This window comes from Collimonas arenae, from assembly GCF_001584165.1.
GTDB lineage: Bacteria > Pseudomonadota > Gammaproteobacteria > Burkholderiales > Burkholderiaceae_D > Collimonas > Collimonas arenae.
Window position 1 is genome coordinate 4,465,921 of sequence record NZ_CP013233.1, and the last position, 13,973, is coordinate 4,479,893.

The following is a 13,973-nucleotide window of genomic DNA, read 5'->3' on the forward strand; positions in this document are numbered from 1 at the left end:
CCAAACCGAGATCAAAAAAACTTAGGTGCCTTGTCGTTGAGAGCAGCTATCTGTCAACGAGTTGCACTCAGCATCTGTTGAGATCTGGATTGGTATGACCTTGGGCCAGAAAGTGAAATTGCATCTGCGTTTGCCCCATTTTTGCTCTTGGCAAAAAGCCCGCCACGCACTTGAAACTTCTAGCGCACACACATTTTCCATGCATGCGCCGGGATCCATGCCAAATACAAAACTGGATCAGTGCAGCGTGTAAATCCAAAACGTGCATCAGATTAATTATTATGCAGTTTGTTTTTTTCCATTTCCCTTAGCAACTATTTTTTTAACAAGTTTTGAATCACGAACCCCAAGAAGTCGACTTACTCGTTGCGCACTGACTCGTATACTTTCACTCTGCAGCCATGAAACAACGCTATCAACTTCATTCTTGTTGGGGCGATAACTCGCGTGTATCAGGTTCCACTTCACAGGCGCTGCATACCACCATGGCGCATTTTCAAAATCTTTCATTAGATAGGCCATGTAAAGATTTGCTTTCTTGCAGTCATTAATAAATATTATCGGCCAATCTAAAATCATCTCAGCCACACTTCGTGTCGCCTCATAACGAGCGTCAATATCCAAATATTCGATGCTTCGCCCTCTCACATTTTTGCTGAGATCGGTCACCAACCCAATATTCCTAAGTCGCTGTGAGCAGTATTTATCTGTCGTCACTAATTTCATCAAATGTCTTATACCTTCAAAATACAAAACCGAATACACAACTCCAAATTGAGGTAACTCGCCCCATCCCTGGGACAATATTTGCGTAACAGATTGAAGAAAACGTACAACCGAATCATCCGAGTTGATTCGTGGAGAAAAGATCAAATCGAAGCCACAAGCATGACAGCTTGTAAGCGACTCGTGATCAGGATTTTCCTTATCCTGGAAATCGCGTCGATGGAACATCACCACCGCACCGCATTCCGGACAGCGATCTAACAGTCGGCATCCGTGCAGTGGACATGCGGTATAGAGTGCGATGCGCCAGGATCGACGAAAATATGGCTCGTTATCACTAGCTAGGCATTGCGGACAAAATTGCAATCCGTAGCGGCGACGAACACGATGATATACCCCTGCCGGTAAGATCCATGGTGTTGTACCACTGGGATTATGCTGCTCGTACAAGTACCCCTCAAATGAAGCAAGTGAAGTTTGCTGTGCGCGTTGGTAACTGGTACCGGTTTCTCCAGCCAACACCGCAAGGATGTTTGGCGTTACTGATTTATCTATATCACGATTCCAAATAGATATTTCACCGAATGCCATACGGCAAAAAGTATGCAGTTTCTGTCCATTTGCTCTTGCGACTCTCGCCAACCATGAACTAAAGAGCTCGTCGGATTGCGGCTTCGGGTGCGCCGGTAATAATCCTCCTGATAACATCACAATACCTTATCGGCGTGACGTTTTCTCTCTGACGGTGCCACCCAACCTAATGAATCGACTAATTTGGCATCTATCTTTTCCTTGCCAGTCTCTACTGCCCGCACGGCGGCCTGTACGAGTAGCCTGGAAAGCTCGCCAATATAGCCTTCACTCACGGCCAGAAGTTTCATTGCCAACTCACTTTCATGCAAGTTAGATGGCTCTCGGAGTGGCAACATGCGCTCAAAACTCACTAACAATCGCAGAAAATTATTATCGAATGACCAGCGTTGCAGAACAACAGGCTCGAACCGATTGGCAAGTTGTGGGTCGGTCTGGATAGCACGAAATGCATCTTTGGTCCCGACCCCCACAATGGGGATTTGCAATTCGTTACCAAGGTACTTAACTACGTTCAGGAAAGTCCGTTGCTTGTTCAAATTACCCGCCAGTATCGAGTGAATTTCGTCGATTACTAAGACCTTCAAATTTATATAACGCAGCAATTTGATCACCTGGTATTGCTTCTTTTCCACTCGATCATTATGTCGAAATGATGCGAAAAGTTGCTCGAGAATTTCACTATAAAAACGGCTTTCATCAGGTACTGGAGGTGCCTGCACTACCATTACTGGCGCTATGATTGCATCGCCATCCGGAGCATCATATGACGGATGAAGCTGATTGAAGCGTTGCACAAGCATTGTTTTACCATTGTTGGTATCACCAATGATTAGCAAGTTAGGCATGCGATGCATCTTTGGGTAAACGAGCAAATCTTCAAGTTTCGCGAGAATCTCTTTGGCTTTTGGATAGCCAATCCAACGCGATGACCGGATACGATTAATCCGTTCAACGTCGCTAAGTTCCAGCAACTTAGCGGCACTCTCGTTAAGGTGGGAATAATCTACTACTTTATTCATTGTTCAATACTCCTCCATCTCATCAAATGGCGCAATTGGCTCGCGCCGCTGTGAAGCGTCTTTCGATTCATTTGTCGAAGTTTGGATCTGAGATGAGTGGAGAAGCGAATTTTTGGGAGACAAATCGGTTTGTCCATTCGGTCGGCGTTGCACCGCCTTCCTAACCTGCTTAGTTGCAGCTTTCGCACCTAGCTCAATTTCGCGCATCCGTTCGTAAGCGTCAAAAATCAACCGCTCGTTGATATCCTGCTTACCTTCCAATTCCAATTGCTTACGAATTTTCCGCAATTCCCAAATACTAATTGGTGGATGCGATGTATCTCGGTAGGGAATTGGGAAATAAATATTGAGCTCAGGATCGAAGAACCAGATTGTGCTGATATCGCGAGGATCTCGTTTGAATATGAACTTGCGCTTGAGTTTCGCCTTGCCTGGTATAGTTGCGCTAATCCAGCGGCGTAGCACATCATGGTAGTAATGAATTTCATCAATTACCACGCCGTAATCCTGAACAGTCCGCTCTTCAAATGGCATGAAATCCTGCCGTAGCCGATCCTCGTCAAGAATCTTAGCTGGCATGCCAATGCCTGGACGGCTCTTTGTCCCGAAAATTCCTTCCTCGTATTTTCTAATAGGAGGCATGCCAATGCCAGTGTGCGTACGTTGATGATAGACCTCGGTGATATACGTTGCTAACCATTTTTCCAATTCTGCCAACGTCAGCGCGGCATTCCCCTCTGAATCATATTCTCCACGCGCGTTAGGATTCGAGAACGTCGAACCTGGAAGTGTGTGGACCTCTCGAAGAAGTGTCCCCAGCAACCGCTCAATGTGCCCTCCAAAATGTGGTCTCGCCACAGGGCGCCATTCGATGTTAATACCATATTCGCTGCACGCCCGCTGTAGCATGGCTCCACGAAACTCCTTGGCATTGTCCATGTGCAAAGTCTTTGGTAATCCCCAGCATGGCCAGGAAGTTCCGATGCCATGTTTAGCAAGCCATTTATCTTTGGACAAAATCGCTTGTGCAAGACATAGGCCTGTTGAGAGAGCTCCGGGTGGATCAAATGAAATATAGAAGCCGTATACCATCCTGCTGAACACATCAATCGCAAGGGTAATCCATGGTCGGTCGAGTGGCTGCCGATACACGTCATCGACCAAAATGATGTCCAGTTTGGTATGGTCAATTTGCACTACCGCTAGCGGCCAATCCGCGTTAGGGAAGTTACCTTCGATTGGCGCAAAGCGCTCTTCCGCGGCGCGTCTGCCACGCCGCCGCGATAGCTTAAGCTCTTCCGACAACTTAGCAATTCGGTTGCGGACAGTATTACAATGAGGCGGCGTAATTCCAGCGTTTGTGCAGAGACGACGAACTTCATCACACACTTTTTGGATGGATTTTTGTTGTTTGCTAAGATATTCCTCCTCAATCACTGATTTGATAATAATTTCAAGCTCAGTCGGCAACTTGGTAGAACCTAAGTCACTCCGTTGACGAGGCATTAAGGAAGTTAATGTGCCGCTCTCTTCATACAGCTTGATCCAACCATATAACGTATTGGTATGCAGATCGAATTCGACAGAACGATTCTCGACATCGGTTCGCGTTCTTTCCGGCATATTAACCAGCGGCTGTATTATTTCGAATCGCTGCTGGGCGACCTGCCAGTCCTCGTCTGGAATTGCGTTGAGATCCGGACGCTTAGCCAGCGCCGTTCCAGACGGTTTGCCGGACAGCTCAGCAATTGGCAGACGAGTGACCTCTCCACTTTCTATTTCACGTCCCAAGATGGACTCAAGGTCCATGATGTACGTAATGGTGTATTGATGGCCCTTATGATAAACAATGCTTCCTTGCTGCAGCGTAAGCAAGGCGGGTTGCAGTATTTTCATCGCACGATATCCTTGCTCCAAATTCTCGAAAACATTGTCAATGGCAGACCGAGATCCGTACCTATTCGCCGATTTGCTATAAGGTGCCAAAGTGCCGGCAGCAACTCAGCACGCGCCCAGCGGTCACGAAATACTGCGCTACCCAAACTATTTGGGTCAGCTTCACGCATCTCCGACAAGCGCCCCAGCAGTAGCTCCGCATGAACCTCGTTCAGTTCTTGACGCATATAGGTGAGTAGAAAACGAGCGTTATCCAAATATGGCGTTCGAATTTCCTCTTCAGTAAAAATCTTGAATCGCCATCCATGCTGTTTGGCATATTTAAAGCCAGCTTTTAATTTGGGACGTATTTCGGCCCATTCTTCTCGAAGATCTTCTCGGTACTTGACCTCGCAAAGCATCGGGCGAAAATTCTTGGCGGGCACGATATCACGGCGATATTCCACCAAAACATCCGGCGTATAGCGTCGCGGCTGTCCTTCGGAGTCACTCCAATCAATTTGAACTGGCTGTACTTCAAACTGCTGAACGTTCAAATCGAACTCGAGCACCATCAAGAAATCACGCTCTAGAGTAGACTCGAATGCAGCCGATCCGTCGGCTTTTACACTTGTAGCAATACCTGTAACGTTACGATAATTTTTCGGGATTTGGCGTATTGGCATAGCGAATCTTAATCAGTACACGTGATCGATAGAAAATATAACTCAGTAAACGATATCGTTGTTTATCAGTAACATTGATCGTTATGAGATTATTACTTTGACGTCACTACAGTACAGATTAACGAAGGAAATGTCAGCGGTGGTAGCCCACCGCGCCCCGGCGAGATTTCGCTGGCGCATAGGGGCGTTTTATTCCTTGATGAACTGCCGGAGTTCGATCGTCGTGTCCTCGAGGTGTTGCGCGAACCGCTCGAATCAGGTCACATCACCATTTCAAGGGCTGCCCGTCAGGCCGATTTTCCCGCTCGCTTTCAATTGATTGCAGCGATGAATCCCTGCCCCTGCGGCTATCAGGGCCACGCAACCAAGGAATGCCGCTGTACGCCGGACAACATCGCCCGCTATCAGAATAAAATCTCCGGGCCGCTGCTGGATCGCATCGACATGCAGATCCAGGTGCCGGCGCTGCCCCACGAGCAATTGCTGCAGCAAGCCGATGGCGAATCGTCGGCGCTGATCGCAGCTCGCGTCGAACAGGTGCACGCGATTCAGCTGTCGCGCCAAGGCAAGCAGAACCAGGCCTTGTCGACCGCTGAAATCGACCGTTTCTGCAAACCTGACAGCGCGGGTGAAAACATACTGCGCAACGCAATGACACATCTGCACTGGTCGGCGCGCGGCTATCATCGCGCGCTGAAAGTAGCGCGCACCATTGCCGATCTGGCCGGCGCGGACAACATTGCCGCGGCGCATGTGGCGGAGGCGATACAGTATCGACGGGCGCTGCGCGATACCTAGCCGTTGCAACTGCTTCACCGGAAATCACATCACGTCGCCATTACGCGACGGAAATTGCAAAATTCGCACAATCCAGCGAATTTAAGCTTGTTTTAATTTTATTCTCCTATTCTGTAGTTGTGAGCTAACCCAGCTTATTCGTTGCCGTACCGACCTGCACTTTTCTGGAGGACGCATCATGAACAAGCAGATTCTTTTTGCACTAGCCGCGCTGATCACTGCCACGGCGGCTGTCGGAGCCAATGCAGCACAGGCGCAGGACACGCGCACCGCCGCAGCAGCTGCCGGCTATCTGTCCGGCGGCATCGGAGAAGACGAAGCAGCCACCATGCAGCGGGAAGCAAAAAATTATCCGCTGGAGCTTGAATTTGTCGTCAAGGCAACACCCAAAGATGAATTTACTGCCGACGTCCACGTGAAAATCAGCGACGCCCACAGCCAGACCGTTCTCGATGCAGTATCAAAGGGCCCGTTCTTCCTGGCGCAGTTGCCTCCCGGGCGCTATCGCATCGAAGCCATCAAGAATGGACAATCGAAAACCCGCGATGTTGCCATCACCACGGGATCGCATCAGCACATCATGTTTGAATGGATTGAGTAGATTCCAACAGCCAGGTATTGCCGATGAGGACGCTTCTTGGCAGCGTTCGGCGATATGCAAATATTGAATAGATTTTTAGTAAAAATGCATTGCGTTCATCAATATTTAGTACGTGACAAACTTGATCTCTGGCGTACTATGTAACGAAGCGATTGTGAAACAAATGCATCGATTCTTTTGTCAGTGAAATATGTCTGTCCCAACAGAAACATGTCTATCGAAAAAGGAGCTAAAAAATAATATTTTCACCAGCTGGCTTGAAAACTGCTTACTCGATCATTACCTTCTGTCTTAATTACCGGGAGCGCATATGAACCTGATTTATAACAGTGACCAATACAGCGTCGTCGAATTTGGTGCCGATGAACAACGTGAGGCTTTGCGTTTCGGAGGCTATGAAATCGTCGATAAATCGTTCAAGCGCGAGATTTTTATTGCTGGTGCCTTGGCAGAGTTTTTCCGTAAAGGGGTCGAAGATCTGATCGCAACAGAGCCGAGCATCGAAGATATTGATGCTTTTCTGGGCAATTACGACTCGATGATGAGCCAGCCCGTAACCTTACAGTAAGCCGGACACATCCAGATCAACTCCGTTTCCCACCCGCCTTGCAGCAAAAGCAGGCGGGCGGGGCGGCTTTTGTTTTGTCCGCTCCTCTGCAACGGTTAAACTGGCGTACCTGGCACACAGCAACGCGCCGATCGGCAGATAGTCGGCAGGCGTCCTGTAGCGTGCCCAACTCTCATCTTCACGTTTCATGTTCGCCAACTCCAGTCCCATCCACAGCGCGCAAACCGGCGTCCATGACCAGCTCGCGGCAACTGTCGCCAAGCACGCAGCACACAAATTCCAGAAACCGGTCAGCAGCTATAACCAGGCTGCATTCGACACCAGCATCACCGCCTGGCGTGCTGCTGGCAGTGCTCCATTGATCCTGGACGCGGGTTGCGGGGTCGGCTTGTCGACCATGCACCTGGCGGCCGAATACCAGGATCATTTCGTGATCGGTGTCGACCAGTCGGCGGACCGGGTTGGCCGCAATACGCTGTGGTCCGGCAATACGCCGCAACCGCAAAACTTCATCCGGATCCGTGCCGACCTGGTGGATTACTGGCGCCTGTTATTGGCGGCACGGATTTATCCGGCACGCCATTACCTGCTCTATCCGAATCCGTGGCCAAAGATTGGCCAGCTGAGTCGGCGCTGGCACGGCCATCCTGTGTTTCCGGATATCGTCGCGCTGGGCGGCATTCTCGAATGCCGCAGCAATTGGCAGATCTATGTGGAGGAATGCGCCAGTGCGCTGACGCAGTTGACTGGCATCGATGTCGGCTGCGAACCATATGAAACGGCAGCACCAATCACGCCGTTCGAGAGTAAATACCTGGCTTCGGGACATCAATTGTGGCGTTGCCAGGTACAGCTCGGCAAACCCGGGGGAAACCAGGACCGGAGCGCCACGTAGCGTGACATCCGATCCTGTGTAGAAGCGGAAGCCAGGACGGCTTCCGCTGAAGGGTGTAGCGCTTAAATTTCGACTTTGGTGCCCAGCTCAACCACCCGATTGACCGGGATATGGAAAAAGTCGGACGGTTTGGCGGCATTCTGATACATCCACGCAAACAGCTTTTCGCGCCACAACTGCATGCCCGGAATCTTGCTCGGGATCACAGTGTCGCGCGCCAGGAAGAACGACGTGTCCATCACGTCAAACTCCAGGCCGAACTGGGCTGTGGTCAGCGCCATCACGGTCTGCACGTCCGGCGCTTCCTTGAAGCCGAAGGCTGCACGTAGGACATACACATCCTTGCCCAGTTCACGCAAGGTAAGGCGTTTGCTGTCTTCAACGAAAGGCACGTCCCAGATGCTGATCTTCAGGAAGAACACACGCTTGTGCAGGATACGGTTGTGCTTCAGGTTGTGCAGCATCGCCACCGGCACCGTATCGACGTTGCCAGTCATGAATACGGCAGTGCCCTCGACCCGGTGCGGCGGATGGGCCAGCAGGCCTTCGACGAACGGCTCCAGCGGAATCCCTTCATCCTTGGTGCGTTCACGCAACAGCATGCGGCCGGCGTACCAGGTCATCAACAGGAAGAAAGCGAATCCACCGAGCAGCAGCGGGAACCAGCCGCCGTCGACAATCTTCAGCAGGTTGGCCGCAAAAAACGCAAAGTCGACAACGAAGAAAGCGCTGATGACCAGCGCCACCAGGAAAGGATTCCATTTCCATACGGTGCGCATGACCACTGCCGCCAGCACCGTGGTGATCAGCATGGTGGTGGTCACCGCGACGCCATACGCGGCAGCCAGATTGTCGGATTTCTTGAAAGCCAGCACTACTGCCACCACTAGTATCAGCAGCATCCAGTTAATCATCGGGATATAGATCTGGCCGCGTTCATCTTCAGAGGTGTGCAAGATGCGCATGCGCGGCACGAAGCCCAGCAAGATGGCCTGGCTGGTCAGCGAGAACGCGCCGGAAATCACGGCCTGCGATGCGATCACGGTGGCTGCGGTCGCAAGGATCACCATGGGTACCAGCAACGCGTCCGGCACCATCAGATAGAACGGGTTCTGGATCGCGCTCGGATTAACCAGCAGGTTGGCGCCCTGGCCGAAATAATTCAACAGCAGGCAAGGCATGACGGTGTACAACCAGGCAAAACGAATCGGACGGATGCCAAAGTGCCCCATGTCAGCATACAGGGCTTCCGCGCCGGTCAGCACCAGCACCACCGAACCCAGCACGACGAACGCCTGCAACGCATGCGCCTGCATGAACGCGTAGGCATAGTAGGGATTGATCGCGGCCAGGATTTGCGGCGCCTTGATCACATTGAAGATACCCAATAGGCCAAGCGACAGGAACCAGATGAACATCACCGGACCGAACAGTTTGCCGACCACGGTGGTGCCGTGCTTCTGGATCAGGAACAGGCCAATCAGGATGATCAGCGATAGCGGCAACACGAAGCGGGTAAGCCCCGGCGTCGCAATTTCCAGCCCCTCCACCGCCGACAGCACGGAGATGGCCGGCGTAATCACAACGTCGCCGTAGAACATGCAGGCGCCGAATACGCCTAGCATCATCAGAGTCTTGGCGCGCCGTGAGCCATGCTGAGCGGTGCGCAGCGACAACGCCATCAATGCCAGCACGCCGCCTTCGCCGTTATTGTCGGCCCGCATCACGAACAATACATATTTCAGCGACACGACGATCGTGATCGCCCAGAACAGCATCGAGATAATCCCCAGCACGCCGTCGGGTGTGAACGGGATCCCGTGTTCCGTGCTGAAGCATTCTTTCAACGAGTACAGTGGACTGGTGCCGATATCGCCGAACACGATCCCCAGTGCGGCCAGCGTGATAATGTGCAGACGGGATGACTTGAATCCGGCGCTGTTACCGCTGGTTTGCGTATTGCTCATGGTTTCTCTCATCTTGTTGGTAAGGGCAAGTCCTGCGTCCGGGAACGCATGGACCACTTACTTCTCATTGTTGCTTTTTTAAAATCTTTTTGACGCATTGCACAAGGTGGCGGATTTTACTATCGAACCCTGATCGGAAACTAATTTGCGATGTCGATGCCGTTGTGAAAATACATCGCCGTATTGCTGAATTTGTGCTTATCTGATTTCCCGGATAGGCCAATTTGCATAAGACAAATCTGATTAATGACGAAAAATTAATAACAAAATATTCTCATTCGGCCTGCCCGTCAAAACCTACTCGTTTTTCAACGCGAGAGCCCTTTCGTAAAGCGCATTTTTCTTTTGCCCGGTAATTTGCGCCGCCAATGCAGAAGCTTGCTTGATCGACAATTCAGCCAGCAGAATCTTCAATACACGTTCTCCTTCCGCACTATCGTCGAGCGCGACCGGCGCCGCCTCAACCAACAGCACAAATTCGCCCTTTTGCCGATTGGCGTCAGCCGCCAGCCATGCAGGAGCATCGCCCAGTGCGCAGCGATGCACGCTTTCAAACAACTTGGTAAGTTCGCGCGCCAGTACTACCTGGCGCTCCGGGCCGAATGCCTGCAGCAGCGCGTCGACGGTCTCGATGATACGGTGCGGCGCTTCATACAACACCAGCGTGGCGCTGGCGCCAACCAGGCCATTCAACACAATTTCGCGCTGACGCCCCTTGCTCGGCAGGAAGCCGACAAACTGGAATTGGTCGTTAACCAGGCCGCTGACCGACAGCGCGGTAACGGCGGCCGATGGCCCCGGCAACGGCAATGCACGCAAGCCGGCACGCAGCACCGCATCGACAATCCGCGCGCCCGGATCGGACACGGCAGGCGTGCCGGCATCGGATACCAGTGCGACGCGCTCGCCGGCTTGCAGGCGGGCGACGATCTTGTCGGCGGCTTCGCGCTCGTTATGTTCGTGCGCCGCCAGCAAAGTCTTGGATAAGCCATAGCGACTCAGCAAATGTGCCGTATTCCGGGTATCTTCACAGGCCACCGCATCGACCATCGACAATACGTGCAGTGCGCGCAGGCTGATATCGCACACATTCCCGATAGGCGTAGCCAGCACATATAATGTTGACGCGGGATACGCCTGCTGCGCCACCTCATCCAGGATTGACGAAGTGACGAGGGTGCTTGCAGATTGATGAGTCATGGGGAGTTATGCATGTTATATAAATGGGCCAAGCTGACATTGGTGGCAGGGATCCTGTTGAACGGATTGTGCCCGCCCGCGCTGGCAAACACAACCATCGTCGAATCGGCCAGCCCCGATCCCAGCGGCAACACGATTCCGCTGGCCAGCATCGCCTTGCTGCTGCCACTGCGCTCCGGCCCGTTGGGCGCGGCTGCCGACGCGGTGCGCGCCGGCTTCCTGAATGCCTATGAACGCGACAAGAGCGACTTGGCGGTGACCGTGATCGAATCTGCCGACACCCCCGCCGACATGCTGGCGACTTATGCCGCGGCCAGCAAAAAATACGACATCCTGATCGGCCCACTATCGCGCACCGGCATCACGGCCATCGTGCAGAACGGTCAGGTGACAAAACCGACGATTGCGTTGACCCAGCCGGATCTCTCTGCCGACAAGGACCAGGCGTTGCCGGCGCAATTGCTGCCGATCGGCCTGTCGATCGAAGCCGAAGCGCGCCAGGTCGCCAGCTGGGTGGGCGCCGAACTCGCCCCCGGCAAGGTGTTCGTGCTGAGCACCAGCGCCGCCTGGCAAAAGCGCGTCGCCAGCGCTTTCACGCAACAATTGCAAGGCAGCGGCCTGCGTGCGGACCTGATGACGTTCAGCATGGCCGACGGCGTGCTCAACCCCGGCGCCCTGACGCAATTGCAGCAGCGTATCCAGAATGAAAAACCACGCCTGCTGTTTGCCGCCCTCAATGCCGACCAGACTAGGCAGATACGTAATGCGGTCGGCGCCGAGACACCAATCTACGGCATTTCGCAATTGAACCCCATGGCGCTTGGCGACATCAATCCTGAACACCAGATTCCTGAATTGGACGGCGTGCGGCTGTTGGACATCCCTTGGCAGGTGCAGCCTGATCATCCGGCCGTGATGGTCTATCCGCGTCGGACCGATGGCGCCGAACAGCAACCCAACGCTGACCTGGACCGCTTGTACGCGCTCGGCATCGACGCGTTTCGCATTGCGCGCGAAGTGGCCGCGCGCAACAGCGTGTTCCAAATCGACGGCGTCACCGGCAGGCTCAATGTCAGTTTCGGCGTTGGCATCAATGCGCCAAGCTTTGAGCGTGCCGAGCCGGAGGCGGTGTACCAGAACGGCGTCGTCACGCCGCTGTACGCACACTGAGCATGCCGCTCCGCCGCCTCATGCAAGCGCCGTCATGAGTATCCTCAGGACAATTCTGCCTGGCCGCTCGATTCAGCGCGGCCAGGCGGCGGAAGACATGGCGTTGGCATACCTGCAGCAACGCGGATTACAACTGGTCGAACGCAATTTCCGCTGCAAAGGCGGTGAAATCGACTTGATCCTGAGCGAACCGGGGCCATCCCATCAGCTGGTATTTGTCGAAGTCAGGCAACGCAGCAGCAGCCGCTATGGTGGTGCCGCAGCCAGCGTCACGCGCAGCAAACAAGCCAAACTGATCATCGCCGCCCAGCTTTTCCTGCAACGCTATCCCAAGCCCCCGGCCTGCCGCCTTGACGTGCTGGCCATCGACGGCGAACGCATCGAATGGATCAAAAACGCGTTCGACACCTGATCCTCGCTCACGCTTCTGCTGGTAAAGCTGCTGCGCCAGCTATAATCGGGCCATGGCAACCGATGCAATGACAAACGGCGGCACCATATTAACCAGAGAGCAATTCTGAACATATCGCGCGGCAGAGCCATCTCCTGGCGTCCACGCACTTTCGGCAGCATCTATCACCATCCAAACCGACATCATGATAAATCAACGCATCCTGGCGCACTTCAACGAAAGCGCCGAACTCAAGGCCCGCGCAGCGGAGGTCCTGGCCGGACCGATTTCCAATGCGGTTGAACTTATGTTCTCCGCGCTGTCCAATGGCAACAAGATTCTTGCTTGCGGCAACGGCGGTTCTGCTGCCGACTGCCAGCATTTTGCAGCGGAACTGGTTGGACGCTTTGAACGGGAGCGGCTGCCGTTGCCTGCCCTGGCGCTCAGCACCGACACCTCGATCATCACTGCGGTCGGTAACGATTACAGCTTCAACGAAATCTTTTCGAAGCAGGTGCAGGCGTTCGGACAGGCTGGCGATGTGTTGCTGGCGTTTTCCACTTCGGGTAATTCGGCGAACATCCTGGCGGCGATCGACGTTGCGCTGGAACGTGAAATGCGCGTGGTTGCACTGACCGGCAAAGGCGGCGGCGCCATCGGCAAGAAACTGACTGAGGCGGATGTCCATATTTGCGTGCCGCACGACCGCACAGCGCGCATCCAGGAAGTCCATCTGTTGACGATACACTGCTTATGCGACGGCATCGATGTCGCTTTATTTGGAGGAGATGCGAATGATTGATCGGGGAAGTTGGAGCAAATGGCAACGTCCATTGGCCGCAGTGGCACTGTGCGGAACGGTGGTGCTGGGCTTGCAGGGTTGCGTCGCATTGGCGCTTGGCGGCGCCGTCGCCGGCGGTTTTGCAGTGACGGACCGGCGCACGCTGGGTGCGCAAACCGAGGACAAGGCGATCATGGTCAAGGCCGAAACGCGAGTTCCCGGCGTCGTCGGCCAGGATGGCCATGTCAACATCACCAGCTTCAATCGCAAGGTATTGCTGACCGGCGAAGTACGTGACGATGCCGCCAAGGCCGCCGCCGAACGTGAGGTGCAGGGCATTGAAAACGTCCATGCGGTCGACAACGAACTGGCAATCGGTGCGCCATCGTCATTCTCGTCGCGTTCCAACGATACCTTCATCACCAGCAAGGTCATCGCCTCGCTGGTTGATGCCAAGGATGTATTTGGCAATTCGATCAAGGTCGTCACCGAACGTGGCAATGTCTACCTGATGGGCCGGGTTACTGAGCGCGAAGGCAAGCGTGCGGCGGAAATCGCTGCCGGCGTCAGCGGCGTGCAAAAGGTGGTCAAGGTGTTTGAATACATCACCGAGGATGAGTTGACGCAAATGTCGTCCGCACCACGCGAAAGCGCCAAATAAGCCCCACACATATTGCAAGAAGCGGGAGAACAGGCGGTTCA

General features: G+C 53.5%; 14 protein-coding genes and 1 pseudogene. 8 read left to right on the top strand and 7 right to left on the bottom strand.

Annotated elements, in window-relative coordinates:
- Positions 1–279 precede the first annotated feature (279 nt).
- From CAter10_RS22190 to CAter10_RS20440, 4 genes are read right to left on the bottom strand one after another with little or no spacing between them, the layout of a single operon-like run.
- Positions 280–1,434, bottom strand: a complete 1,155-nt coding sequence (locus CAter10_RS22190) for a TniQ family protein (RefSeq protein WP_082798009.1) — start codon at positions 1,432–1,434, stop codon at positions 280–282.
- Positions 1,434–2,339 carry a TniB family NTP-binding protein gene (locus CAter10_RS20430; protein ID WP_061534894.1) on the bottom strand — a complete coding sequence of 302 codons (906 nt, stop codon included), beginning with the start codon at positions 2,337–2,339 and terminating at the stop codon, positions 1,434–1,436. Before CAter10_RS20430 ends, CAter10_RS22190 begins: the two co-directional genes overlap by 1 nt.
- Before the next feature lie 3 nt (positions 2,340–2,342).
- Positions 2,343–4,235 (bottom strand): Mu transposase C-terminal domain-containing protein, encoded by a 1,893-nt coding sequence (locus CAter10_RS20435; RefSeq protein ID WP_061534895.1) that lies wholly within the window; start codon positions 4,233–4,235, stop codon positions 2,343–2,345.
- Positions 4,232–4,900, bottom strand: a complete 669-nt coding sequence (locus CAter10_RS20440; protein ID WP_061534896.1) for a heteromeric transposase endonuclease subunit TnsA — start codon at positions 4,898–4,900, stop codon at positions 4,232–4,234. The genes CAter10_RS20435 and CAter10_RS20440 overlap by 4 nt, the downstream gene beginning before the upstream one ends.
- A gap of 132 nt (positions 4,901–5,032) precedes the next feature.
- Here CAter10_RS20440 and CAter10_RS20445 point away from each other — a divergent pair.
- The 3 genes and pseudogenes from CAter10_RS20445 to CAter10_RS20455 all read left to right on the top strand — a co-directional run.
- Positions 5,033–5,698 (top strand): annotated as a pseudogene (locus CAter10_RS20445) (ATP-binding protein); the annotation flags it as partial.
- Between the two features lie 178 nt (positions 5,699–5,876).
- A complete protein-coding gene (locus CAter10_RS20450; protein WP_061534897.1) occupies positions 5,877–6,299 on the top strand; it encodes a peptidase associated/transthyretin-like domain-containing protein in 423 nt (140 codons plus the stop codon).
- Positions 6,300–6,609: 310 nt separating this feature from the next.
- Positions 6,610–6,867: a BTH_I0359 family protein gene (locus tag CAter10_RS20455; protein WP_014008142.1), complete on the top strand. Its 258-nt coding sequence runs from the start codon at positions 6,610–6,612 to the stop codon at positions 6,865–6,867.
- On the opposite strand, the gene CAter10_RS22655 is transcribed toward CAter10_RS20455, so the two are convergent.
- A complete protein-coding gene (locus CAter10_RS22655) occupies positions 6,859–7,056 on the bottom strand; it encodes a hypothetical protein (protein WP_128083160.1) in 198 nt (65 codons plus the stop codon). The two genes, CAter10_RS20455 and CAter10_RS22655, sit on opposite strands and share 9 nt — an antisense overlap.
- On the opposite strand from CAter10_RS22655, the gene trmB reads away from it, so the two are divergent.
- Positions 7,055–7,762, top strand: a complete 708-nt coding sequence (gene trmB, locus CAter10_RS20460; protein ID WP_061534898.1) for a tRNA (guanine(46)-N(7))-methyltransferase TrmB — start codon at positions 7,055–7,057, stop codon at positions 7,760–7,762. The genes CAter10_RS22655 and trmB overlap by 2 nt on opposite strands.
- Positions 7,763–7,824: 62 nt before the next feature.
- Here trmB and CAter10_RS20465 read toward each other — a convergent pair whose 3' ends face one another.
- Both CAter10_RS20465 and rsmI read right to left on the bottom strand, forming a co-directional pair.
- A complete protein-coding gene (locus tag CAter10_RS20465) occupies positions 7,825–9,741 on the bottom strand; it encodes a potassium transporter Kup (protein WP_417924732.1) in 1,917 nt (638 codons plus the stop codon).
- Positions 9,742–10,026: 285 nt separating this feature from the next.
- Positions 10,027–10,929, bottom strand: coding sequence for a 16S rRNA (cytidine(1402)-2'-O)-methyltransferase (rsmI, locus tag CAter10_RS20470; protein ID WP_061534900.1), 903 nt, complete (start codon positions 10,927–10,929; stop codon positions 10,027–10,029).
- A gap of 12 nt (positions 10,930–10,941) precedes the next feature.
- Here rsmI and CAter10_RS20475 point away from each other — a divergent pair, with 12 nt between their 5' ends.
- From CAter10_RS20475 to CAter10_RS20490, 4 genes are all read left to right on the top strand, one after another.
- Positions 10,942–12,099 carry a penicillin-binding protein activator gene (locus tag CAter10_RS20475; protein WP_061534901.1) on the top strand — a complete coding sequence of 386 codons (1,158 nt, stop codon included), beginning with the start codon at positions 10,942–10,944 and terminating at the stop codon, positions 12,097–12,099.
- A gap of 34 nt (positions 12,100–12,133) precedes the next feature.
- Entirely contained in the window at positions 12,134–12,511 is a 378-nt protein-coding gene (locus CAter10_RS20480; protein ID WP_061534902.1) for a YraN family protein, read from the top strand.
- Between the two features lie 184 nt (positions 12,512–12,695).
- Complete coding sequence (locus CAter10_RS20485; RefSeq protein ID WP_061534903.1) at positions 12,696–13,292, top strand: phosphoheptose isomerase; 597 nt, start codon at positions 12,696–12,698, stop codon at positions 13,290–13,292.
- The gene (locus CAter10_RS20490) at positions 13,285–13,932 is read left to right on the top strand and encodes a BON domain-containing protein (RefSeq protein ID WP_061534904.1); all 648 of its coding nucleotides are present in this window, start codon (positions 13,285–13,287) and stop codon (positions 13,930–13,932) included. Before CAter10_RS20485 ends, CAter10_RS20490 begins: the two co-directional genes overlap by 8 nt.
- The last annotated feature ends 41 nt before the right edge of the window (positions 13,933–13,973 follow it).

Bases quoted from the DNA above. Each gene is read 5' to 3' on its own strand.
- CAter10_RS22190 (WP_082798009.1), bottom strand. From the start codon at position 1,434: ATGTTATCAGGAGGATTATTACCGGCGCACCCGAAGCCGCAATCCGAC.
- CAter10_RS20430 (WP_061534894.1), bottom strand. From the start codon at position 2,339: ATGAATAAAGTAGTAGATTATTCCCACCTTAACGAGAGTGCCGCTAAG.
- CAter10_RS20435 (WP_061534895.1), bottom strand. From the start codon at position 4,235: ATGAAAATACTGCAACCCGCCTTGCTTACGCTGCAGCAAGGAAGCATT.
- CAter10_RS20440 (WP_061534896.1), bottom strand. From the start codon at position 4,900: ATGCCAATACGCCAAATCCCGAAAAATTATCGTAACGTTACAGGTATT.
- CAter10_RS20450 (WP_061534897.1), top strand. From the start codon at position 5,877: ATGAACAAGCAGATTCTTTTTGCACTAGCCGCGCTGATCACTGCCACG.
- CAter10_RS20455 (WP_014008142.1), top strand. From the start codon at position 6,610: ATGAACCTGATTTATAACAGTGACCAATACAGCGTCGTCGAATTTGGT.
- trmB (WP_061534898.1), top strand. From the start codon at position 7,055: ATGTTCGCCAACTCCAGTCCCATCCACAGCGCGCAAACCGGCGTCCAT.
- CAter10_RS22655 (WP_128083160.1), bottom strand. From the start codon at position 7,056: ATGAAACGTGAAGATGAGAGTTGGGCACGCTACAGGACGCCTGCCGAC.
- CAter10_RS20465 (WP_417924732.1), bottom strand. From the start codon at position 9,741: ATGAGAGAAACCATGAGCAATACGCAAACCAGCGGTAACAGCGCCGGA.
- rsmI (WP_061534900.1), bottom strand. From the start codon at position 10,929: ATGACTCATCAATCTGCAAGCACCCTCGTCACTTCGTCAATCCTGGAT.
- CAter10_RS20475 (WP_061534901.1), top strand. From the start codon at position 10,942: ATGTTATATAAATGGGCCAAGCTGACATTGGTGGCAGGGATCCTGTTG.
- CAter10_RS20480 (WP_061534902.1), top strand. From the start codon at position 12,134: ATGAGTATCCTCAGGACAATTCTGCCTGGCCGCTCGATTCAGCGCGGC.
- CAter10_RS20485 (WP_061534903.1), top strand. From the start codon at position 12,696: ATGATAAATCAACGCATCCTGGCGCACTTCAACGAAAGCGCCGAACTC.
- CAter10_RS20490 (WP_061534904.1), top strand. From the start codon at position 13,285: ATGATTGATCGGGGAAGTTGGAGCAAATGGCAACGTCCATTGGCCGCA.